At 62.1% G+C, this 22,552-nt stretch carries 22 protein-coding genes; 17 read left to right on the top strand and 5 right to left on the bottom strand.

Features of this window, described 5'->3' with window-relative positions; genetic code table 11:
* Positions 1 to 117: 117 nt before the first annotated feature.
* Both KGA85_RS25360 and KGA85_RS25355 read right to left on the bottom strand, forming a co-directional pair.
* Positions 118 to 426 (bottom strand): cupredoxin family copper-binding protein, encoded by a 309-nt coding sequence (locus KGA85_RS25360; RefSeq protein WP_223533858.1) that lies wholly within the window; start codon positions 424 to 426, stop codon positions 118 to 120.
* A 14-nt stretch (positions 427 to 440) separates the two neighbouring features.
* Positions 441 to 1,409, bottom strand: coding sequence for a metallophosphoesterase family protein (locus KGA85_RS25355; RefSeq protein WP_223533857.1), 969 nt, complete (start codon positions 1,407 to 1,409; stop codon positions 441 to 443).
* 155 nt (positions 1,410 to 1,564) lie between these two features.
* On the opposite strand from KGA85_RS25355, the gene KGA85_RS25350 reads away from it, so the two are divergent.
* Both KGA85_RS25350 and KGA85_RS25345 read left to right on the top strand, forming a co-directional pair.
* On the top strand, positions 1,565 to 2,077 hold the full coding sequence (locus KGA85_RS25350; RefSeq protein ID WP_223460119.1) for a sigma-70 family RNA polymerase sigma factor: 513 nt from the start codon (positions 1,565 to 1,567) through the stop codon (positions 2,075 to 2,077).
* Positions 2,070 to 2,807 (top strand): anti-sigma factor family protein, encoded by a 738-nt coding sequence (locus KGA85_RS25345; RefSeq protein ID WP_223533856.1) that lies wholly within the window; start codon positions 2,070 to 2,072, stop codon positions 2,805 to 2,807. Before KGA85_RS25350 ends, KGA85_RS25345 begins: the two co-directional genes overlap by 8 nt.
* 32 nt (positions 2,808 to 2,839) lie before the next feature.
* Here KGA85_RS25345 and feaR read toward each other — a convergent pair whose 3' ends face one another.
* The 3 genes from feaR to paaY all read right to left on the bottom strand — a co-directional run bounded on the left by feaR (position 2,840) and on the right by paaY (position 5,533).
* The gene (gene feaR, locus KGA85_RS25340) at positions 2,840 to 3,754 is read right to left on the bottom strand and encodes a transcriptional regulator FeaR (RefSeq protein WP_223460116.1); all 915 of its coding nucleotides are present in this window, start codon (positions 3,752 to 3,754) and stop codon (positions 2,840 to 2,842) included.
* Positions 3,755 to 3,855: 101 nt separating this feature from the next.
* Positions 3,856 to 4,779, bottom strand: a complete 924-nt coding sequence (paaX, locus tag KGA85_RS25335; RefSeq protein ID WP_008003007.1) for a phenylacetic acid degradation operon negative regulatory protein PaaX — start codon at positions 4,777 to 4,779, stop codon at positions 3,856 to 3,858.
* Between the two features lie 157 nt (positions 4,780 to 4,936).
* A complete protein-coding gene (gene paaY / locus KGA85_RS25330; RefSeq protein ID WP_223460112.1) occupies positions 4,937 to 5,533 on the bottom strand; it encodes a phenylacetic acid degradation protein PaaY in 597 nt (198 codons plus the stop codon).
* A 348-nt stretch (positions 5,534 to 5,881) separates the two neighbouring features.
* On the opposite strand from paaY, the gene paaF reads away from it, so the two are divergent.
* The 15 genes from paaF to paaZ all read left to right on the top strand — a co-directional run bounded on the left by paaF (position 5,882) and on the right by paaZ (position 22,451).
* Positions 5,882 to 6,655: a 2,3-dehydroadipyl-CoA hydratase PaaF gene (gene paaF / locus KGA85_RS25325; protein ID WP_223533855.1), complete on the top strand. Its 774-nt coding sequence runs from the start codon at positions 5,882 to 5,884 to the stop codon at positions 6,653 to 6,655.
* A gap of 51 nt (positions 6,656 to 6,706) precedes the next feature.
* The gene (gene paaG / locus KGA85_RS25320) at positions 6,707 to 7,498 is read left to right on the top strand and encodes a 2-(1,2-epoxy-1,2-dihydrophenyl)acetyl-CoA isomerase PaaG (protein WP_223533854.1); all 792 of its coding nucleotides are present in this window, start codon (positions 6,707 to 6,709) and stop codon (positions 7,496 to 7,498) included.
* 3 nt (positions 7,499 to 7,501) lie between these two features.
* Positions 7,502 to 9,019, top strand: coding sequence for a 3-hydroxyacyl-CoA dehydrogenase PaaH (paaH, locus tag KGA85_RS25315; RefSeq protein ID WP_223460106.1), 1,518 nt, complete (start codon positions 7,502 to 7,504; stop codon positions 9,017 to 9,019).
* Positions 9,012 to 9,461 carry a hydroxyphenylacetyl-CoA thioesterase PaaI gene (paaI, locus tag KGA85_RS25310; protein WP_046042837.1) on the top strand — a complete coding sequence of 150 codons (450 nt, stop codon included), beginning with the start codon at positions 9,012 to 9,014 and terminating at the stop codon, positions 9,459 to 9,461. Before paaH ends, paaI begins: the two co-directional genes overlap by 8 nt.
* Positions 9,454 to 10,665 (top strand): 3-oxoadipyl-CoA thiolase, encoded by a 1,212-nt coding sequence (pcaF, locus tag KGA85_RS25305; RefSeq protein WP_223543467.1) that lies wholly within the window; start codon positions 9,454 to 9,456, stop codon positions 10,663 to 10,665. The genes paaI and pcaF overlap by 8 nt, the downstream gene beginning before the upstream one ends.
* A 99-nt stretch (positions 10,666 to 10,764) precedes the next feature.
* Positions 10,765 to 12,090 (top strand): phenylacetate--CoA ligase PaaK, encoded by a 1,326-nt coding sequence (paaK, locus tag KGA85_RS25300; RefSeq protein ID WP_223460102.1) that lies wholly within the window; start codon positions 10,765 to 10,767, stop codon positions 12,088 to 12,090.
* 1,104 nt (positions 12,091 to 13,194) lie between these two features.
* Positions 13,195 to 14,184 (top strand): 1,2-phenylacetyl-CoA epoxidase subunit PaaA, encoded by a 990-nt coding sequence (paaA, locus tag KGA85_RS25295; RefSeq protein ID WP_223460100.1) that lies wholly within the window; start codon positions 13,195 to 13,197, stop codon positions 14,182 to 14,184.
* 28 nt (positions 14,185 to 14,212) lie between these two features.
* Complete coding sequence (paaB, locus tag KGA85_RS25290; protein WP_007943393.1) at positions 14,213 to 14,494, top strand: 1,2-phenylacetyl-CoA epoxidase subunit PaaB; 282 nt, start codon at positions 14,213 to 14,215, stop codon at positions 14,492 to 14,494.
* A gap of 8 nt (positions 14,495 to 14,502) precedes the next feature.
* On the top strand, positions 14,503 to 15,264 hold the full coding sequence (paaC, locus tag KGA85_RS25285) for a 1,2-phenylacetyl-CoA epoxidase subunit PaaC (protein WP_223460098.1): 762 nt from the start codon (positions 14,503 to 14,505) through the stop codon (positions 15,262 to 15,264).
* Entirely contained in the window at positions 15,251 to 15,784 is a 534-nt protein-coding gene (gene paaD / locus KGA85_RS25280; RefSeq protein WP_223460096.1) for a 1,2-phenylacetyl-CoA epoxidase subunit PaaD, read from the top strand. Before paaC ends, paaD begins: the two co-directional genes overlap by 14 nt.
* A gap of 34 nt (positions 15,785 to 15,818) precedes the next feature.
* Positions 15,819 to 16,895: a 1,2-phenylacetyl-CoA epoxidase subunit PaaE gene (gene paaE / locus KGA85_RS25275; protein ID WP_223460094.1), complete on the top strand. Its 1,077-nt coding sequence runs from the start codon at positions 15,819 to 15,821 to the stop codon at positions 16,893 to 16,895.
* Positions 16,896 to 17,083: 188 nt separating this feature from the next.
* On the top strand, positions 17,084 to 17,392 hold the full coding sequence (locus KGA85_RS25270) for a DUF485 domain-containing protein (RefSeq protein WP_046042846.1): 309 nt from the start codon (positions 17,084 to 17,086) through the stop codon (positions 17,390 to 17,392).
* A complete protein-coding gene (locus KGA85_RS25265) occupies positions 17,389 to 19,035 on the top strand; it encodes a cation acetate symporter (RefSeq protein WP_223460092.1) in 1,647 nt (548 codons plus the stop codon). The genes KGA85_RS25270 and KGA85_RS25265 overlap by 4 nt, the downstream gene beginning before the upstream one ends.
* A gap of 34 nt (positions 19,036 to 19,069) precedes the next feature.
* Positions 19,070 to 20,323, top strand: a complete 1,254-nt coding sequence (locus KGA85_RS25260; RefSeq protein WP_223543466.1) for an OprD family porin — start codon at positions 19,070 to 19,072, stop codon at positions 20,321 to 20,323.
* 58 nt (positions 20,324 to 20,381) lie between these two features.
* Positions 20,382 to 22,451 (top strand): phenylacetic acid degradation bifunctional protein PaaZ, encoded by a 2,070-nt coding sequence (paaZ, locus tag KGA85_RS25255; protein ID WP_223460088.1) that lies wholly within the window; start codon positions 20,382 to 20,384, stop codon positions 22,449 to 22,451.
* Positions 22,452 to 22,552: the final 101 nt, after the last annotated feature.

Below are 22,552 nucleotides of genomic sequence, written 5' to 3'. Positions count from 1 at the left end.
CCAGCGAAGGCGTCGCGTCAGTCAACTTAAACGTTGAATGACACACCGTCATCGCGAGCAAGCTCGCTCCCACAGGGGTACGCGTTTCTACATCACTCTCACATGCTTCTCACGGTATTATTGGCTGACCACAATCTTCCCGATCATCTGTGGATGCAGCGCACAAAAATACTCAAACTCCCCCGGAGTGTTGAACACCCAGGAATAACTGTCTCCGGTATCCAGCGCCCCGGAGCGAAACAGCTTGTGGGTTTCCGCCACCGTGTGCGGGATCTCGTCATCGTTTACCCACGTGACTTTGGTGCCCAAGGCCACGGTCAGATCCTTGGGCCCGAACATGAATTCCTTGATATCGATTTTTACCTCATTAGCCCATACAGGCATCGACAACATCAGGCAGACAGCGGCCAATAATCGCGTTTTCATCCCAGTCCCCTCCGTCAAACCAGTGTCGAATCGATCAGCGCCAGTGGATGATCACCCTGGGTCGCTCGCACTTCGGTGACCCCCAAATAATTGCGCAGTTGATCAGCCGCCACGGTCATCGGCCCCGGCGTCGGCGCCGCGCCCGGTGCGGGTTGTGGATAAGCCGTGCCGCGCGCGGTGTGGAAGGTGATATTGCCTTCGACTTTCTGGATGACCTGATGGATGTGCCCGTTCAACACCGTTACCGAACCGTACTTGCGCAGCATGGCAATCGCCTGATCGCCATCTTCGGTACCCCAGCCCCACGGCTGATAAACCGTCCACAACGGAATATGGGTAAACACCACGATGGGCGTGCTGCTGCTCACGGCTCGCAAGTCATCGGCCAGCCACGCCAGTTGATCGGCACCAAGGGTTGCTTCATGGCCGGCCTGGAAGTTGAAGACATTCACCAGCGCAATGAAATGCACACCGTGGTCATCGAAGCTGTACCAGCCATTGCCTTTGGTGCCCTTGCCGTAACGTTCCAGATAGAGCTTGCCGCCGCCTTCGTCGAGGGTGTCGTGCTCGCCCGGCACGTAGTGCACGGGGGACGGCAAGCCTTTGAGCAACTGGTCAGCGGTGTCGAACTCCTCGGCTTTGGACAGGTGGGTAATATCGCCGGTATGCAGGATCAACGACGGCCGTTTCGGCAGGGCAACGACCTTGTCGATAGCCACCTGCAAGGTCTTCAACGGTTCAGGATTGGCCTCCTTGTTGAAACCGATGTGCGAGTCGCTGATCTGCACAAACTGGAACGTGCTGGCGAGTGCCTTGGGGTCGGTGACGTTACCCGCCTGATCCAGAGCGAAGGCCCGGGGAATACCGCCACTCAAGGCCCAGATCACGCCAGCCCCGGCCCATGCAGAGCACTTGAGCAGCGTTCGACGGTCAGGGTTCAACGGGCCGTCGGTACGTCGTTGGTGTTTTGAATGAATGTCCATCGGTAATCCCTCGCTGGAGAACTACAGTGATGTAGCTGACACGAGGTAAAAACCTGGCGGGACAGGTCTTTATTCCCTGTCGAAAATATATTTTTTCCTCGGGAATAAAACGCAACGCTTCACAGTTATAGGGATGGGACAGTGCGGAAACCACTATGACGCGATTTGAGGAACTGTTTGCGCCCCACCTGGACGCCGCCTACAACCTCGCGCGCTGGCTCACCGGCAACGAGAGCGCCGCGCGCGATGTCGTGCAGGAAAGCGCCCTGCGGGCGTTCAGATTTTCGCAGCGCTTCGCCGACGGCAACGCCAAGGCCTGGTTCCTGACCATCGTGCGCAACGAAAGCTACACCTGGCTCAAGGCTTCGGCCGGACGCCATTGGGTCGCCATCGGCGATGAACTCGCCGAAGACGACAAGGCGCTCAGCCACAGCCAGACCCCGGAACTGCTGGCCATCCACAGCGAAAATGCGGCGCTGATCCAGCAAGCCCTGTGCGCCCTGCCGCCGGCGTTTCGCGAGGTGATCGTGCTCAAGGAACTCGAAGACATGCCCTACAAGGACATCGCCCTGGTGGTCGACATCCCCATCGGTACCGTCATGTCGAGGCTGGCCAGGGCTCGCGCCATGCTCACGCTCGAACTACTGAAGTTGTACGATCATGAATGAACTCGACTGCACGGTTTGCCAGACGCTGATACATGGCTATCTGGACAAGGAACTCGATTCGGCGACGGCTGCGAATGTGTCCGGGCATCTGGCCGAGTGCGTCGCGTGCGCGCGATTGCATGATCAGACGAAGCTGCTGATGGCCGGTGTGAAGCAACGAGCGCCGTATTACGCAGCGCCGGCGTCATTGACTTCCCGGGTGTTCGCCCCTGAACCCCCATCGGTTGGCGTCGTCGAGCGTTGGCGCAAATGGTTCGCACCAGTTTTTTCAGCGACGGCGCTGGCCTTGGCGGTGGTGCTGTATGTGGCGACGCCGGGCAGCGAACAGCCATTGATGGACGAGGCGGTCTCCAGCCATGTGCGTTCGCTGATGGGCGAGCATTTGAACGATGTGGTGTCGTCCGACCGCCATACCGTGAAGCCCTGGTTCACCGGCAAACTCGACTTCTCGCCGCCGGTCTTCGATTACTCGGCACAGGGGTTTCCGCTGCTGGGAGGGCGGCTGGACTATCTGCAACATCAGACCACGGCGGCCCTGAGTTACGGGCGGGCCATGCACATCATCAATGTTTTTATCTTGCCCACGCCTGAGACGGACAAGCCACGGCAAAGCCTGACGATCCGAGGTTTCAACGTGGTGTCCTGGCAAGAAAACCACATGCGCTTTGTGCTGGTGTCCGACCTGGAGAAAAGTGAGCTGGAGGCGTTCAGCCAGTTACTCAAGCCATAGCATTTTTTCACCGAAGCAAGAGCAAAAAAACCTCAAGCATGCCGCTTGCGATACTCCCCCGGCGCAATGCCGAAGCGTGATTTGAACGCGGTGGAAAAGTAACTCGAATCGGAAAACCCCCACGAATACCCCAGCACCGACAACTTCTGCTCCTTGCCTGACCGGCGCAGGGATTCGGCGCACAGGTCCAGGCGACGGTTCTTGATGTAGCGCGCCACCACCAATCCCTTCTTGGCAAACATCCGGTACAGGCCCCGGGTGGACATGCCGACTTCCCGCGCCAGCCATTCCGGGCACAGGTCTTCGGAGCGAATGTTGTCGTCGATGCAGGTGAGCGTCTTGCGGAAGCTCCGCTCGTGGGAGTCGCTGCTGTCGTCGGTCTGGCTGATAGCCGGACGCAGCAGGCTGACAATCGCCTCCAGGGTCGCTTCGCTTTCCTGGCGGGTCAGGTGCTGCTGGCGGGTGGCATCGAGGATCAGCCGGTGCGAGAGCATCGCAATGGGCGAGGTCGCGGCAATCCGGTGGCCGCACTTGACCTGATTGAAGCGCAGGGTTTGCTCGACCAGTTGATACGGCAGGATCAGCGACAACTGCCGGGAGTTTTCGCCGTAGGTGAAGTCGCTGGGGCGCGCGGCATCGATCAGCGTGATGTCGCCGGGGGACAGCAAGACCTTGTCGTCGCCCTGGGCCATGCCCGCCGTACCGTCGAGCTGGAACACCGCAAAATACTTGCCGCCCTCGCCCGCCGCGACTTCCTGGGGCGTACGGTACAAACGAGCCTGGCACGCGTCGACGAAACTGAGTTTGAGCGCATCGCTCTGGTACTCGCGGATGCGCCCGGCAAATTCGCTGCCCAGGGGTTGTGCGTTGAAGGCGCCACAGATCTGGTTGATCTGATGGATCCACTGGTCGAACCCATCGTGGCGCTGTGCTGTTGTAGGAATCATGTCAGGCCTCACGCAGGCTTATTTTTATTGTCTACGTCAATCCACACGACATCGGATGCTTCGAGTCTCCTGAACCGCACCACTCCCTGAACAATGACGTGCTATTTCAGTCCGCCAAAACGCCGATAGAAGCTTTCACCCACATCCGGCAACGGGCCGTCGGCCGTTTCCAGTGCGGCGTTCAGCCATTCCTCGGCCTTGGCGTAGATCAAACGGTAAATGTTGCGGCACAACTGGCGGGCGGCGCGGCCTTCCCAATCGCCGGGCAGCAACTCGTCGGGCAGTTGCGGGTCGCGCAGCAGCAGCTTGCGGTACTCGTGAATCAACAACACCCGCGCCAGGAAGCAGTCGGCCGGTTGCAGGTTTTCCTGCTCGCGCAGGGCTTGCCATAGCGGTCGGAACAACTGGATGAACTCGCTGTAGTGCGCCGCCAGCTCCTCGATGTTCCAGCTCTCGCGCACTTGCAGGCGCAGCGCCTTGGAGGCCAGTACGTCCTGGGCGGTGGTTTCGAAGACGATGGTGTCTTCCTGGACGCCGAGGTCGAGCAGGGTCGCGTTGACGTCGGAACGGTCGCTGCGCGGACAGGCCAGCACCACCGGCGAAATCGCGCCGAAGCCTTGCCACTCCAGCTCCTCGCGCACCTGTTTGCGTTTGTCCTGGGTCAGTTGCGAGAGCATCACCAGGCACCAGGAGCCATCCCAGGCCGGCATCGTGGTGCTGTAGACCCGCTTGAAGGCCTTGTCGAAACGGCGGCGACCGGTGCCAGTCAGGCTGTAATAGCTACGACGACCGACCTTCTCGGCGGTCAGCCAGCCTTCCTTGGTCAGGCGAAAAATCGAGGTGCGGATCAGCCGCTCGTTGATGCCGATGGGTTCGAGCAACTGAATCAGGCTGCCCAGCCAGACGGTGCCGCCATGGGGTTCGATGGCATCCCCGTACAACGTGATGATCAAGGAACTGGCGCGGATCGGCGTCTGCTCCTGGAAGCGGGTAATCAGATGGTTCAAGGGAGTCAGGGACGACATGGGCGTTCCGTGCGAAAAAAGAAAAGGAATATACCGAAAGCCAACTGGTTAAGCCCAATCCCTTGTAGGAGCGAGCCTGCTCGCGATGGTGTGTCAGTCGAAACCAAGGTAGCTGACACACCTTCGCCAGCAGGCTGGCTCCTACAGGGGCAAGCGTTCACAAACCGCTGCCTTTGGGTCGTAGACCGCTGTCACTGATCCGCGGGCGATCCGGCTCCGGTTCGCTCAGCGGTTCGCAGACCTGCATCTGCGTCAGGCAACGCTGGGCCAGTTGCTGATACTCCCGGGTGCCGGCCTGTTTCCACGCCACTTCCTGATCGCTGAGGCTGCGCTTGACGCTGGCCGGTGCGCCCATGACCAGCGACTGCTCCGGGCATTCGAAACCGGCCTTGACGAACGCCGCCGCCGAAACGAATGAACGCGGGCCGATCCGGGCGTTGTCCATCACCACCGCATTCATGCCCACCAGCGCATCGGCGCCGATCCGGCAACCGTGCAGCACCGCGCCGTGGCCGATGTGGCCGTTGCGCTCGACCACGGTGTCGCTGTCGGGGAAACCATGCATCACGCAGGTGTCCTGCAGGTTGGCGCCCTCCTCCAGCACGATCCGCCCGAAATCCCCGCGCAGGCTGGCCAGCGGACCGATATAGCAATGGGGGCCGATGATCACGTCACCGATCAATACGGCAGACGGGTGCACATAAGCGCTCGGGTCAACCACCGGAGTCAGGCCATCAAGGCTGTAGCAGGTCATGGAAGCTTCCTTCACAAAGCGATGCAATTAATGACTCATTTTGTATCACATCACTTTTAACAGCACAAAGACTAAAAACCGTATCACTTGAAATGCACCTTTCCGACGAATGCCAGCACGCCTCAAAAATCGCCATAAAACCCAATGTTTTCTGGGCAAAACCTGCTATCACCCCCCCTTCACAAGAAAACCAAAAAATCCAAACCAACACCAATAAGACACATTAAATCTATTTTCGTATTGCATTTACGTATCACGTTATAGCTATACTTGGGCAAAACCGGCCCCTGCGGCCGATCCAATAACGAGCCGGCACCACGCCGAGCGTGCACCGTGAGAGCATCCGCCATGCCTCTGACCCTTGCCGTCGAATTGATCGAGCCTGGCGTCCGCCTTATTACCCTGCAGCGCCCGCAAGCCCTGAACGCCTTGACCACCGAGTTACTGGGCGAACTGGCCGCTGAACTGAACATCGCGCAAGCCGACCCCGACACCCGCGCCGTGGTCCTCACCGGCAGCCGCAAGGCCTTCGCCGCCGGCGCCGACATCAAGGAAATGGCCGAACGCAACCTGGTCGGCATCCTCGACGACCCGCGCCAGGCCTCGTGGCAAACCATCACCCGCTTCAGCAAACCGCTGATCGCCGCGGTCAACGGCTTCGCCCTCGGTGGTGGCTGCGAACTGGCGATGCACGCCGACATCATCATTGCCGGCGAAGACGCCCGCTTCGGCCAGCCGGAAATCAACCTCGGGATCATGCCCGGGGCCGGTGGCACCCAACGCCTGCTACGCGCCATCGGCAAATCCATGGCCATGCAAATGGTGCTGACCGGTGAGCCGATCGACGCCCGTCAGGCCCAGCGCGCCGGCCTGGTCAGTGAAGTCACCCAACCGGAATTCACCGTCGAGCGCGCCCTGCACATCGCCCGCAGCATTGCGGCCAAGGCACCGCTGGCGGTGCGCCTGGCCAAGGAAGCGCTGCTCAAGGCCATGGACACCGACCTGGCCAGCGGCCTGCGCTTCGAGCGTCACGCCTTCACCGTGCTGGCCGGCACCCGCGACCGCGATGAGGGCATTGCAGCCTTCCAGGAAAAGCGCAGCCCGACGTTCACCGGGCAATAAAGCGGCCACTGACATCCGAATTCGAACGACTGCCAAGAGAACGCCAAGACCATGAACTTCGAACACATCCTGTTTTCCATCGACGCCGGCGTCGCCCTGCTCAGCCTCAATCGGCCGGACCAGCTCAACAGCTTCAACACCCAGATGCATGGCGAAGTGAAAGAAGCACTCAAGCTAGTGCGGCAGAACCCGGACGTGCGCGTTTTACTGCTGACCGGTGAAGGCCGCGGCTTCTGCGCAGGGCAAGACCTGAGCGACCGCAATGTCGCGCCGGGCAGCGCCGTGCCGGACCTGGGCGAGTCCATCGAGAAGTTCTACAACCCGCTGATCCGCCAATTACGCGACCTGCCGCTGCCGGTGATCTGCGCGGTCAATGGCGTCGCCGCTGGCGCTGGCGCCAACATTCCGCTGGCCTGCGATCTGGTACTGGCGGCGCGTTCGGCCAGTTTCATCCAGGCGTTCTGCAAGATCGGCCTGATCCCCGATTCCGGCGGCACCTGGACCCTGCCGCGTCTTGTTGGCATGGCTCGGGCCAAGGCTTTGGCACTGCTGGGCAACCGCCTGAGCGCCGAGCAGGCCGAGCAATGGGGCTTGATCTACCAGTGTGTGGACGACGCCGGTTTGCGCGACGAAGCGCTGAAACTGGCCCGCCACCTGGCGTCCCAGCCGACCTACGGCCTGGCGCTGATCAAGCGCAGCCTCAACGCCAGCCTGAGCAACAGCTTCGACGAACAGCTTGAGCTGGAAAAAGACCTGCAGCGCCTGGCCGGGCGCAGCGAGGACTACCGCGAAGGCGTCGGCGCCTTCATGGAAAAACGCACCCCAAGTTTCAAGGGGCGCTGAGTCATGACAGCACTGAACACCAACGCACGCATCGCCGTGATCGGCGCCGGGGCCATGGGTGCCGGTATCGCCCAGGTCGCGGCCCAGGCCGGCCATCCGGTATTGCTGCTGGACAATCGTCCCGGCGCTGCTGCTCAAGCGATTGAAGGCATTGATCGGCAACTGGGCAAGCGAGTCGAGAGCGGCAAGCTGTCCGCCGAATCGCGCAGCGCGACGATTGCCCGCCTGCAAGCGGTGGAAGCCATCGAAGTCCTGGCCGACTGCGACCTGATCATCGAAGCCATCGTCGAGAACCTCGAGGTCAAGCGCGCGCTGTTCCGCCAGCTCGAAGGCATCTGCGGCGAGCATTGCATCCTCGCCAGCAACACCTCGTCGCTGTCGATCACCAGCATCGCCGCGCAGCTTGAACATCCACAACGCCTGCTCGGCCTGCACTTCTTCAACCCGGCGCCGGTGATGGCGCTGGTGGAAGTAGTCTCCGGTCTGGCCAGCGATCCGGCACTCGCCGAGTGCCTGTACGACACCGCCAAGGCCTGGGGCAAAAACCCGGTGCACACCCGCTCCACACCGGGTTTTATCGTCAACCGCGTGGCCCGGCCGTTCTATGCCGAAAGCCTGCGGATGCTTCAGGAAGGCGCTGCCGACTGCCCGACCCTGGATGCGCTGATGCGTGAGGCCGGTGGTTTTGCCATGGGCGCGTTCGAACTGACCGACCTGATCGGCCACGACGTCAACTATGCCGTGACCTGCTCGGTGTTCGACGCCTATTACCAGGACACGCGCTTCCTGCCGTCGCTGATCCAGAAAGAACTGGTGGACGGCGGGCGTCTGGGACGCAAGAGCGGCCAGGGTTTCTACAGCTACGCCCAAGGTGCAGAGCGCCCGCTCGCGGCTGAAATCAGCAGCGATGCGAAAGTCGAGGTTTGTGCTGTGGAAGGCGATCTCGGTATCGCTAAAGGCTTGCTCGCACGCTTGCATGAACAAGGCGTCGAGATCGTCCAGCGCGATGGACAAGGTCTACTTCGCGTCGGTGACGCCGTGCTGGCCTTGAGCGACGGGCGCATGGCCTGCCAGCGAGCACGTGAAGACGGATTGCGTAACCTGATCCTGCTGGACCTTGCGTTCGATTACAGCAAAGCCCAACGCATCGCCATCAGCTACTCGAACGGCATTGATCCGCAGGCACTCGAACAAGGCGTTGCCCTGCTGCAACGGGCCGGCCTCAAGGTCAGTCTGCTCAGCGACAGCCCGGCCCTCGCCGTCCTGCGCACCGTGGCGATGCTCGCCAACGAGGCCGCCGACGCCCTGCTGCAAGGCGTGGCCTCGGCCGCCGACATCGACCTGGCTATGCGCGCCGGGGTCAATTATCCGCAAGGGCCGCTGGCCTGGGCCGATGCCATTGGCCTGTCGCACATTCTTGAAACGCTGGAAAACCTGCAAGCCAGTTATGGCGAAGAACGCTACCGGCCGTCGCTGCTGCTGCGCCGTCGCGTCGCCGAAGGGAGAACATTCCATGACTAACCATGAATCCATGACCCTGGCCAGTGAATGCGCGCAATCGCTGTTCCAGCGCGACGCCGCCAGCCAGGGCATGGGCATGCGCCTGCTCTCGGCCGGGCCCGGTTGCTCGCGAGTGGGCATGACCGTGCGCGCCGACATGGTCCAGGGCCACGGCACCTGCCACGGCGGCTACCTGTTCGCGCTGGCTGATTCGGCGTTCGCCTTTGCCTGCAACAGCTACAACGAAGCCACCGTGGCCATCGGTTGCAGCATCGACTACATCGCCCCGGCACGCCTGGGTGACACGCTGAACGCCGACTGCATCGAGCAGAGCCGTTCCGGTCGCACCGGCAACTATGACGTGCGCATCGAAAACCAGCAGGGCCAGTTGATCGCCCTGTTCCACGGCAAATCCTACAAAGTGCGCGGCCCGGTGCTGACGCAGGAGACCCCCAATGAATGACGCCTTGATCATCGACGCAGTCCGGACCCCGATTGGCCGTTACGCCGGCGTCCTGAGCAGCGTGCGCGCCGACGACCTCGGTGCGGTGCCCCTGCGCGAACTGCTGCGCCGTCACCCGCAAGCGGACTGGAACACGGTCGATGATGTGATCTACGGCTGCGCCAACCAGGCCGGCGAAGACAACCGCAACGTCGCGCGCATGTCGGCGTTGCTGGCCGGGTTGCCGGTCAGCGTGCCGGGCACCACCCTCAATCGCCTGTGCGGCTCCGGGCTGGATGCTATCGGCACCGCCGCCCGCGCCATTCGCAGCGGCGAAACAGGGCTGATGCTGGTCGGTGGCGTTGAATCGATGTCCCGCGCGCCGCTGGTGATGGGCAAGGCCGAGCAAGCGTTTTCCCGGTCGGCCGAGATCTTCGACACCACCATCGGCTGGCGCTTCGTCAACCCGCTGATGAAAAAGGCCTACGGCATCGACTCCATGCCGGAAACGGCAGAGAACGTCGCCGAACAGTTCAACATCTCCCGGGCCGACCAGGACGCCTTCGCCCTGCGCAGCCAGCAACGCGCCGCAGCCGCCCAAGCCAACGGACGTCTGGCCAAGGAAATCGTTGCTGTGGAAATTCCCCAGCGCAAAGGCCCGGCCAAAGTGGTCGAGCACGACGAACACCCGCGCGGCGACACCACCCTTGAACAGCTGGCCAAACTCGGCACGCCGTTCCGCGAAGGCGGCAGCGTCACCGCCGGCAACGCCTCCGGGGTCAACGATGGGGCCTGCGCCTTGCTGCTGGCCAGCCCGGAAGTCGCCAAGCGCCACGGCCTGACCGCCCGTGGCCGGGTCGTGGCCATGGCCACCGCCGGCGTTGAACCACGGATCATGGGCATCGGCCCGGTGCCCGCCACCCGCAAGGTGCTGGAGGTGGCCAACCTGAGCCTCGCCGACATGGACGTGATCGAGCTCAACGAAGCCTTCGCCGCACAGGGTCTGGCGGTGCTGCGTGAACTGGGCCTGAGCGACACCGACCCACGGGTCAACCCCAACGGCGGCGCCATCGCCCTGGGCCATCCACTGGGCATGAGCGGCGCACGCTTGGTCACCACCGCCCTGCACGAGCTGGAAGAACGTAACGGCCGCTACGCCCTGTGCACCATGTGCATCGGTGTCGGCCAAGGGATCGCGCTGATCATCGAGCGTCTATCCCACTAAAGAATCGCGATTCCCAAGGAGCCGAGAGGTATCCTTGGGGCATGCACTCAAAGCCCTTGTGCAAAAGGGCTGGAACACAAAAACAATTCGAGTGAACACATGAACATGCCAATAGCCAAATCCGTTCTGGATCCTGTGCTGGACCCGCTGGAAACCGCCAGCATCGACGAACTGCGCCAGCATCAGCTGGAGCGCCTGCGCTGGAGCCTGAACCACGCCTACAACAACGTGCCGCTGTACCGTCAGCGTTTCGATGCGCTGGGCGTGCACCCGGACGACATCAAGTCCCTCGACGACCTGGCGAAATTCCCTTTCACCACCAAGTCCGACCTGCGGGACAACTACCCCTACGGCATGTTTGCCGTGCCGATGCACGACATCGTGCGCCTGCACGCGTCCAGCGGCACCACCGGCAAACCGACCGTGGTCGGCTACACCCAGAACGACATCGACACCTGGGCCAACGTGGTGGCGCGCTCGATCCGCGCTGGCGGTGGCCGCCGTGGCGACAAGGTGCACATTTCCTATGGCTACGGCCTGTTCACCGGCGGCCTCGGCGCGCACTACGGCGCCGAACGCCTGGGCTGCACGGTGATCCCGATGTCCGGCGGCCAGACCGAAAAACAAGTGCAGCTGATCAAGGATTTCCAGCCGGACATCATCATGGTCACGCCGTCCTACATGCTCAACATTGCCGACGAAATCGAGCGCCAGGGCATCGACCCGCACAAACTGGCCCTGCGCCTGGGCATCTTCGGCGCCGAACCGTGGACCGCCGAACTGCGCAGCGCCATCGAGCAACGCCTGGGCATCACCGCCCTGGACATCTACGGTCTCTCGGAAATCATGGGCCCGGGCGTGGCCATGGAATGCGCGGAAACCAAGGACGGCCCGACTATCTGGGAAGACCACTTCTACCCGGAAATCATCGACCCGGTCACCGGCGAAGTGCTGCCGGACGGGCAGATGGGCGAACTGGTGTTCACCTCCCTGAGCAAAGAAGCCCTGCCGATGATCCGCTACCGCACCCGCGACCTGACGCGTCTGCTGCCGGGCACCGCACGGCCGATGCGGCGCATCGACAAGATCACCGGGCGCAGCGATGACATGCTGATCATCCGCGGGGTCAACGTATTTCCGACGCAGATCGAGGAGCAGGTTCTAAAAGTTAAACAACTTGCCGAGTGTTATGAGATTCATCTGTATCGCAATGGCAACCTGGACAGCGTTGATGTGCATGTCGAGCTCAAGGCTGAGCACCAGCATCTGACCGATGAACAGCAGAAGGCTGTTTGCGGGGAGTTGAGCAAGCACATCAAGACGTATATCGGGATCAGTTCGCGGATCGTTTTGCAGCCGTTTCATTCGATCAAGCGGTCGGAGGGCAAGGCTTGCCACGTGTTGGATAAACGTCCTAAAGCATGACTGCTGCACCCTTTATGGCCCCGCTTTTTGCGGGGTTTTTTTTGGCTTCGGGTTCTGTGTGTTTATCCATTTCTCGGGTTATGGCGACTTATGGTTCCGCTCTTACAGCGGGTTACTTGGAAAAGCCCCAAGTAACCAAGGGCTCTTGCCCCTTACGTTCGGTGCCTCGCCAAGGCTCGGCATGCCCTCGCTCCGGTCCTGCTCCGTGGGCCCGCCGCCATCGGCCATCCATGGCCGGCGGCGGCTAACCCGGCATCCATGCCGGGTTGCCCACTACGCAGAACCTCCACTCGGCCTCTCGAGGGGGCAAGAAGATCAAGAGCTAAAGCCAAAGCAAAAGCAAAAGCAAAAGCGAGGCGGCCTAACGGCCGGCCTGATCGCGGGGTTCGTTCGTCCGGGATGCACCTGGTCGGCTGTCAGGACGCCTTCGCGGGCAAGCCCGCTCCCACAGGAGGGCGGGGATGTACATAGATTTTGCGCCTGACACTGGTCAACTGTGGGAGCGGGCTTGCTCGCGAAAGCGGAGTGTCAGCCAACAGAGATGTTGAATGATCAACCGCATTCGCGAGCAAGTCGGATCGCCGCACCGCCGCTCCCACAGAAGAGCAAAAGCAGGCCGGCGTACACCTTCGCTCCTCACCACTCATCAGGCCGAGCGTTAGCTCGCCTGCAGCTCTTGATCTTGATCCACCCGCCCCCTCGGAAGGCTGAGCGGAGGCGTTCATCCGGGGGTGGGCGCGCAGCGCCGTTCGGCGCAGCCGAACACATCGAGAGGAGGTCGAGCGAAGCCGACCGGAGGCGATGCCCCCGGATGAATGCCGGAGCGAAGGAACTCCGAGCCTTGGCGAGGGGCCGTACGTTCGGGGCGAGCGTTTTTTTGCTTACTTTTTTTAGGCGCTTGTAAAAAAAGTAAGTCGCCGTAAGGGCGAAACCATAAGTGGCCGTTACCAAAAAAACGGATATGTACACCGCCCCAAAAAGCGACCACCCATCCAAAGCGATACAAAAACAAATACGACACGTCATTTTGTGTTTGATATTAAATTCTGTATCGCTTATAAAGTTCCCCATGCCCCAGAACAGATTCAAGGCGGGAACTCAAAAATGTACGCACAGCTAGTAGAAACAGGCGTAAAGCGCATCAAAGACCTCTCGGAGATGTCCGAACAGGAACGCGCATTCCAGGAAAAAATCGATTCAGAAATCAAGATCGAAGCCAAGAACTGGATGCCAGATGCCTACCGCCAGACCCTGATCCGGCAGATCTCCCAACACGCCCACTCCGAAATCGTCGGCATGCTGCCCGAAGGCAACTGGGTCACCCGCGCGCCGTCGCTCAAACGCAAACTGCAACTGATGGCCAAGATCCAGGACGAAGCCGGCCACGGCCTGTACCTGTACAGCGCCATGGAAACCCTCGGTGCCGACCGCGATGAAGAAATCGCCAAGCTGCACAGCGGCAAGGCCAAGTACTCGAGCATCTTCAATTACCCGACGCTGAACTGGGCCGACATGGGCGCGGTGGGCTGGCTGGTCGATGGTGCGGCGATCGTCAACCAGGTGGTGCTGCAGCGCACCTCCTACGGCCCGTATTCCCGGGCGATGATCCGCATCTGCAAGGAAGAGAGCTTCCACCAGCGCCAGGGCTACGAAATCCTCCTGACCATGATGCGCCACGGCAATCAGGCGCAAAAAGACATGGTCCAGGACGCGATCAACCGCCTGTGGTGGCCGTCGCTGATGATGTTTGGCCCGAGCGACGAACACTCGCCGAACAGCGCCCAGTCCATGGCCTGGAAAATCAAGCGCCAGAGCAACGACGAACTGCGCCAGCGCTTCATAGACCAGACCATCCCGCAGCTTGAGCTGTTGGGCTGCACCTGCCCCGATCCGGACCTGAAGTGGAACGCCGAACGCGGTCACTACGACTTCGGCGACATCCAGTGGAACGAATTCTACGAAGTCCTCAAGGGCAACGGCCCGTGCAACCAGGAACGCGTCGCCACCCGCCGCAAGGCGATTGAAGACGGTGCCTGGGTCCGTGAAGCCGCCGTCGCCCACGCCCGCAAAAAACAAAACAAGAACGCCGCCTGATCCGGCCACCTGATGTGGAGTAACTGAAATGTCCGAGTGGACCCTCTTCGAAGTCTTCGTGCGCAGCAAGCACGGCCTCAACCACAAGCACGTCGGCAGCGTGCATGCCGCCGATACCACCATGGCCATCGAGAACGCGCGCGAGCTTTACACCCGTCGCAGCGAAGGCGTGAGCCTGTGGGTGGTGCCTTCGGCATTGATCACTGCTTCGTCGCCGGATGAAAAAGACCCGCTGTTCGATCCGTCGGACGACAAGGTTTACCGCCACGCCAGCTTCTACGAGCTGCCGGCCGAAGTCGGGCACATGTGAGGTCGACCATGGACAACAAGACTGATCTGATCGAATACCTGCTGCGCCTCGGCGACAGCGCCCTGATCCAGGGCCAGCGCCTGTGCCAGTGGTGCGGCAAGGCCCCGGCGCTGGAAGAAGAGCTGGCGCTGATGAACGTCGGCCTCGATCTGGTGGGCCAGGCACGCAACTGGCTGGAGTACGCCGCCGAACTGCTGGACGACGGCCGCGATGCCGATCACCTGGCGTTCCGTCGCGACGAGCGCGCCTATCGCAACCTGCTGCTGGTGGAACAACCCAACGGCGACTTCGCGGTGACCATGCTCAAGCAGTTCCTGTATGACGCCTGGCACTTGCCGGTGCTGCAGGGCCTGAGCCAGTCCAGCGACGAACGCATCGCCGGGATCGCCGCCAAGGCGGTGAAGGAAGTGACCTATCACCTGCGCCGCTCCGGCGAATGGATCGAGCGTATGGGTGACGGCACCGAGGAAAGCCACAAGCGCATGCTCGCGGCAATCCCCGAAGTCTGGCGCTTCACCGTGGAACTGATCGCCGCCGATGACAGCGAGCAGCGCCTGTGCGAAGCCGGCATCACCCCGGACATCGCCAGCGTCGCCGTTCAATGGCGGGCCAAGGTCGAGCAGATTTTCACCAGCGCCACCCTGCCCGTTCCCGCGGCGCCGAGCTACTTCTACCTGAATGCACGCAAGGGCCTGCACACCGAACACCTGGGCATCCTGCTGGCCGAAATGCAGTTCCTGCCACGAGCGTACCCCGATGCAACCTGGTGAGCTGATCGCCAGCGACCTCGGCGCCCGGCCGGCTCAACCGACCGACCTGGCTGCCGCCTGGGCGATTCTGGCAGAGGTCATGGACCCGGAAGTGCCGGTGGTCAGCGTGGTTGACCTGGGCATCGTCCGCGATCTGGACTGGCAGGCTGGTCACCTTCACGTGGTGGTCACGCCGACCTACTCCGGCTGCCCGGCCACCGAAGTGATCGAGAGCGATATCCGCGAGGCCCTGGAACTCGCCGGATTCAAGGCGCCGCAACTTGAGCGCAAATTGACCCCGGCCTGGACCACCGACTGGATCAGCGACAGCGGCCGCGAACGCCTGCGCGCCTATGGCATCGCGCCGCCGGAGGGCAGCACCAGCAAGCGCAGCCTGCTCGGTGAAAGCCCGCAGGTTGTGTGCCCGCAATGCGGCAGCGCCCACACCGAGGTCCTCAGCCAGTTCGGCTCCACCGCCTGCAAGGCGCTGTACCGCTGCGTCGATTGCCGGGAACCGTTCGACTATTTCAAGTGCATCTGAGCGGCGAATCGGCCGTCCCAGCTGGAGAACAACAATGAGCAAATTTCACAGCCTGACCATCAAGGACGTGCGCGCCGAGACCCGTGACGCGGTGTCCATCGCCTTCGAGATTCCGCAGCACTTGCAGGACAGCTTCCATTTCACCCAGGGCCAGCACCTGGTGATGCGCACCCAGCTGGACGGCGAAGAAGTACGCCGCTCCTATTCGATCTGCACTGGGGTCAACGACGGTGAGCTACGCATCGCCGTCAAGCGTGTCACCGGCGGACGCTTCTCGGCGTTTGCCAACGAACAGCTGAAAGCCGGGCACACACTGGAAGTGATGCCGCCGGCCGGGCACTTCTGCGTCGAGCTCGACCCGGCACGCCATGGCAATTACCTGGCTGTGGCGGCGGGTAGCGGCATCACGCCGATCCTGTCGATCATCAAGACCACCCTGCAAACCGAGCCCCACAGCCGCGTCACCCTGCTGTACGGCAACCGCTCCAGCTCCGGCGCATTGTTTCGCGAGCAGCTGGAAGACCTGAAAAACCGCTACCTGCAACGCCTGAACCTGATCTTCGTGTTCAGCCGCGAGCAGCAGGATGTCGACCTGTACAACGGCCGGATCAACGCTGAGAAATGCGAGCAACTGTTCAGCCGCTGGCTCGACGTCAAGGCCCTCGACGCCGCCTTCATCTGCGGCCCGCAGGAAATGACCGAGACCGTGCGCGACAGCCTCAAGGCCAAGGGCATGCAACCTGAGCGCATCCATTTCGAACTGTTCGCCGCTGCCGGCAGCGAGCAGAAGCGCGCCGCCCGCGAAGCCGCCCGTCAGGTGGATGCGGCGGTCAGCCAGATCACCGTGATCAGCGACGGCCGCGCCCTGGCGTTCGACCTGCCGCGCAACAGCCAGAGCATCCTCGAAGCGGGTAACGAGCAAGGTGCGGAACTGCCCTACTCGTGCAAGGCCGGGGTGTGCTCGACCTGCAAGTGCAAGGTCATCGAAGGCGAAGTGGAAATGGACAGCAACCACGCCCTGGAAGACTACGAAGTGGCCGCCGGCTATGTGCTGTCGTGCCAGGCCTTCCCGATCAGCGACAAGGTGGTGCTGGATTTCGATCAACTCTGATGTATCGGGCAATGCGCCCCCCTGTGGGAGCGGGTTTGCTCCGGGCGGCGTTCCGACGAAGACGGAGTATCAGGCGCCATCCATGTTGAATGTGATGGCCTCTTCGCGAGCAAGCCCGCTCCCACATTGATCCGGTTCCAACCCGAAACTGTTTCACCCAAAACAAAAACAACAAAGGAGCGCGCGTCATGACACCCCAGGAAGTAGAACTTATTCGCCAGCACCCGGATTTCATCCAGCTGGTTCGCCGTAAACAGAAGCTGTACTGGTCACTGAGCCTGGCCATGCTGGTGATTTACTACGGCTTCGTGCTGCTGGTGGCTTTCTCCCCTTCTACCCTCGGCCAATCCCTGAGCGGCGGCGTGACCACCGTGGGCATGCTGGTGGGTGTCGTCATCGTCGGGCTGGCCTTTGCGCTGACCGGGTTCTATGTCTATCGCGCCAACAACGTGATCGACCCGCTGAATGAAAAACTCAAGCAGGAGTGCGCCCGATGAGCCGCCTTCTTGCGCTGTTCCTGCTGCCGCTGGCGGCTGTCACTGATTTTGCGATGGCCGCTGACGGCGCAGCCCGCCCACTGAACTGGAATGCCATCGGCATGTTCCTGGTGTTCGTGCTGTTCACCCTAGGCGTGACTCGCTGGGCGGCACTTCGCACCCGCTCAACCAGCGACTTTTATACCGCTGGCGGCGGCATGACCGGCTTCCAGAACGGTCTGGCGATTGCTGGCGACATGATCTCGGCAGCCTCGTTCCTCGGCATTTCCGCGATGATGTTCCTCAATGGCTACGACGGCTTGCTCTACGCCCTGGGCGTGTTGGCCGGCTGGCCGATCATCCTGTTCCTGATTGCCGAACGCCTGCGTAACCTCGGCAAGTACACCTTTGCCGACGTGGTTTCCTATCGCCTGGAACAGACCCCGGTGCGCCTGACCTCGGCCTTCGGCACCCTGACCGTGGCCCTGATGTACCTGGTGGCGCAGATGGTCGGCGCCGGCAAGCTGATCGAGTTGCTGTTCGGCATCGACTACCTCTATGCGGTGATGCTGGTCGGCGTGTTGATGGTGTTCTACGTGACCTTCGGCGGCATGCTCGCCACCACCTGGGTGCAGATCATCAAGGCGGTGATGCTGTTGTTCGGCACCAGCTTCATGGCGTTCATGGTGCTCAAGCACTTCGGCTTCAGCACTGAGGCGATGTTTGCCGGTGCCACCGCCGTGCATGCCAAGGGCAACGCGATCATGGCCCCCGGCGGCTTGCTGTCCAACCCGATCGACGCGATTTCTTTGGGGCTGGGCATGATGTTCGGCACCGCCGGCCTGCCGCACATCCTGATGCGTTTCTTCACCGTCAGCGATGCCAGGGAAGCGCGTAAAAGCGTGTTCTACGCCACCGGTTTCATCGGCTACTTCTACTTGCTGCTGATCATCGTCGGCTTCGGCGCCATCGTCATGGTCGGCACCGATCCGGCGTTCCGTGACGCCAGCGGCGCGATCATCGGCGGCGGCAACATGGTCGCCGTGCACCTGGCCCACGCGGTAGGCGGCAATCTGTTCCTCGGCTTCATCTCGGCGGTCGCCTTCGCCACCATCCTGGCGGTGGTTGCCGGGCTGGCGCTGTCCGGCGCCTCGGCGGTGTCCCACGACCTGTATGCCTGCGTGATGCGCAAGGGTCAGGCCAGCGAGCAGCAAGAGATGCGCGTGTCGCGAATCGCCACCCTGTGCATTGGTGTGCTGGCGATCATCCTCGGCCTGCTGTTCGAATCGCAGAACATCGCCTTCCTCTCGGGCCTGGTGCTGGCCATCGCCGCGTCGGTGAATTTCCCGGTGCTGTTCCTCTCGATGTACTGGAAAGGCCTGACCACCCGCGGCGCTGTCCTCGGCAGTCTGTCCGGACTGGTCTCGGCGATTGTGTTGCTGGTGCTGAGCCCGGCGGTGTGGGTCAACGTGATGCATCACGACAAGGCACTGTTCCCGTACTCCAACCCGGCGCTGTTTTCCATGAGCCTGGCGTTCTTTAGTGCATGGCTGTTTTCCGTCACCGACACCTCGCCCCGTGCTGCCCTTGAGCGTGGCCGTTATCTGGCGCAGTTCATCCGCTCGATGACCGGCATCGGTGCCACCGGCGCCAGCAAACACTAAACGACGACCGATCAGTTGGCAGGGAATAAAAATAATGACACCCGCACGTACCACGTCTTACCCATCACTGTTTTCGCTGGCCGCCGCATTGAGTCTGCCCATGATCGCGCCGAGCGCCATGGCCGACTTCATCGGCGACAGCAAGGCCCGTATTGATATGCGCAATCACTACATCAATCGCGATTTCCGTCAGGACAACGCGCCGCAATCCAAGGCCGAAGAATGGGCCCAGGGATTCACTGCGCGCATCGAGTCCGGGTTCACCGACGGCACCTTCGGTTTCGGTCTCGACGCACTGGGCGAGCTAGGGCTCAAGCTCGACTCCAGTCCCGACCGCCGTGGCACCGGCCTGCTGCCGTTCGGCCCGCAGAGTCATGAGCCCGACGACGAGTACAGCGAACTGGGCCTGACCGGCAAACTGCGGGTATCCAAAAGCGTGTTGAAACTCGGCACGTTGCAACCCTTGTTGCCAGTGGTCACTTACAACGACACGCGCCTGCTGGGATCGACCTTTGAAGGTGGCTTGCTGACCAGTCAGGAGATCGACGGCCTGACGGTGAATGCCGGACGCCTGACCAAGGCCAACCTGCGGGACTCTTCCAGCAACGATGACATCGGCTTCGGCGCCGCCACCAGCGATCACTTCGACTTCGGTGGCGGCAGCTACGCGTTCAGTCCGCAACTGAACCTGAGCTATTACTACGGCAAGCTCGACCAGATCTATCGCCAGCAATTCGCCGGACTGGTGCATACGCAACCGCTGGGCAACGGCTTCAACCTGCGCAGCGACCTGCGTTACTTCGACAGCCGGGGCGACGGCGCCGAGCGGGCCGGGCGTATCGACAACCGCAACCTCAACGGCATGTTCACGGTGTCCCACGGTGCCCACAAGGTCAGTGCCGCCTACCAGCAATTGTCCGGCGACAGTGCCTTTCCGTTCCTCAACGGTGGCGATCCATACGTGGTCAACCTGGTGACCTTCAACACCTTCACCCGCGCCGAGGAGGATTCCTGGCAACTGCGTTACGACTATGACTTCGCGGCGCAAGGCATTCCCGGCCTGACCTTCATGACTCGCTACACCGACGGCAGCCATGTCAAGGCCGGCAGCGTCGACAACGGCAGCGAATGGGAGCGCGACACCGATATCAGCTACGTCATCCAGAGCGGTGCGTTCAAGAACGTCAGCCTGCGCTGGCGCAACGTGACCTTCCGTTCCGGCAATGGCTTGACTACCGCCGTCGATGAGAACCGGCTGATCGTCGGTTACACCTTGGCGCTTTGGTAATTCCGAAAGGGCGCGGTCGCGACCGCGCCACAACCCTTCATAACCAGGAGCAATCGTGATGTCCTCTTCACCTACACTGCATGCCCCTACCCTGCAGAGTTTCATCGCCGGTCGCTGGATCGGCCAACAGGGCGCACAAGTGCTGCGCAGCGCCATCGACGGCCATGAAATCGCCCGCACCCATGAGGAGCGCCCGGACTTCGCCGAGGCCATCGAGCACGGCCGTCGCCAGGGCATCAGCGGCTTGATGGCGCTGGACTTCCAGCAGCGCGCCCAGCGTCTCAAGGCCCTGGCCCTGTACCTGAGCGAGCGCAAGGAACAGCTCTACGCGATTTCCCACCACAGCGGCGCGACCCGTGCCGACAGCTGGATCGACATCGAAGGCGGCAACAGCACGCTGTTCACCTACGCCAGCCTCGGCTCCCGCGAGCTGCCGTCGGGCAACATCGTCCACGAAGGCCCGGCGATGCAGCTGAGCAAAATGGGCACCTTCGCCGGTACGCACATTCTGGTGCCCCGTGGCGGCCTGGCGGTGCACATCAACGCGTTCAACTTCCCGATCTGGGGCATGCTGGAAAAGTTCGCCCCGAGCTTCCTCGCCGGCATGCCGTGCATCGTCAAGCCGGCTAGCGCCACCAGCTACCTGACCGAAGCCGTGGTGCGCCTGATGGACGAATCCGGACTGTTGCCAGCGGGCAGCCTGCAACTGATCATCGGTAGCACCGGCGACCTGCTCGACCGCCTGCAAGGCCAGGACGTGGTGACCTTCACCGGTTCCGCCGACACCGCCGCCAAGCTGCGGGTCAACCCGAACCTGATCCGCAATTCGGTGCCGTTCAACGCCGAAGCCGACTCGCTGAACTGCGCCATTCTCGCCCCGGACGTGACCCCGGACGACGAAGAATTCGAGCTGTTCATCAAGGAAGTCGCCCGGGAAATGACCACCAAGGCCGGGCAGAAATGCACCGCCATCCGCCGCGCCATCGTCCCGGCCAAACACATCGATGCAGTCGCCACGCGCCTGCGTGATCGCCTGGCCAAAGTGGTGGTCGGCGACCCGTCGGTGGAAGGCGTGCGCATGGGTGCACTGGCTTCCCACGATCAGCAGAAAGACGTGGCCGAGCGCCTGGAAGCGCTGTTGCAGAGCAGCGACATGCTGTTCGGTGCCCGCGACGGTTTCGAACCCCGTGGTGTAAATGTCGACAAAGGCGCGTTCTTCGCCCCGACCCTGCTGCAGGCCCGCGACCCGCATGCCGAGGGCGGCGCCCACGACATCGAAGCGTTCGGCCCGGTCAGCACCCTGATGGCCTACGACGATCTCGACGAAGCACTGGCCCTGGCCGCGCGCGGCAAAGGCAGCCTGGTGGCCAGTCTGGTGACCAAGGATCCGCAAATCGCCGCCAAGGCCATTCCGGTCGCAGCGGCCTGGCACGGCCGCTTGCTGGTACTGGATCGCCATTGCGCCGGCGAATCCACCGGCCACGGCTCGCCGCTGCCACAACTCAAGCACGGCGGCCCGGGGCGTGCCGGCGGTGGTGAAGAGCTCGGCGGCCTGCGCGCGGTGAAACACTACCTGCAACGCGCGGCGGTGCAAGGTTCGCCGACCATGCTGGCGGCGGTCACCGGCGAGTATGTGCGCGGCGCCAAAGTCATCGAGACCGACGTGCATCCGTTCCGTCGCCACTTCCAGGACCTGCAGATCGGCGAATCGCTGCTGACTCACCGCCGCACCGTCACCGAAGCGGACCTGGTGAACTTCGGCTGCCTGTCGGGCGACCACTTCTACATGCACTTCGACGAGATCGCGGCCAAGGAATCGCAGTTCGGCAAGCGCATCGCCCACGGTTACTTCGTGCTGTCGGCGGCGGCCGGCCTGTTCGTCTCGCCGGCACCCGGCCCGGTACTGGCCAACTATGGCCTGGACACCTTGCGCTTCATCAACCCGGTGGGCATCGGCGACACCATCCAGGCCCGCCTGACCTGCAAACGCAAAATCGACCAGGGCAAGAAGAGCCCGCAAGGCATCCCGCAAGGGGTGGTGGCGTGGGATGTGGAAGTGACCAACCAGTTGGGTGAGTTGGTGGCGAGCTATGACATTTTGACTTTGGTGGTCAAGCGCGAGGACTGATCACAAACCTGTGGTCAACCTTTAGCTACTGTGGGAGCGGGCTTGCTCGCGAAAGCGGACTGACATTCAACATTAATGTTGACTGACACGCCGCTTTCGCG

The organism is Pseudomonas sp. GL-B-12, from assembly GCF_019955895.1.
GTDB lineage: Bacteria > Pseudomonadota > Gammaproteobacteria > Pseudomonadales > Pseudomonadaceae > Aquipseudomonas.
Note: the sequence above shows the minus strand (reverse complement) of the source record. Positions and strands in the feature narration are given on the sequence as shown.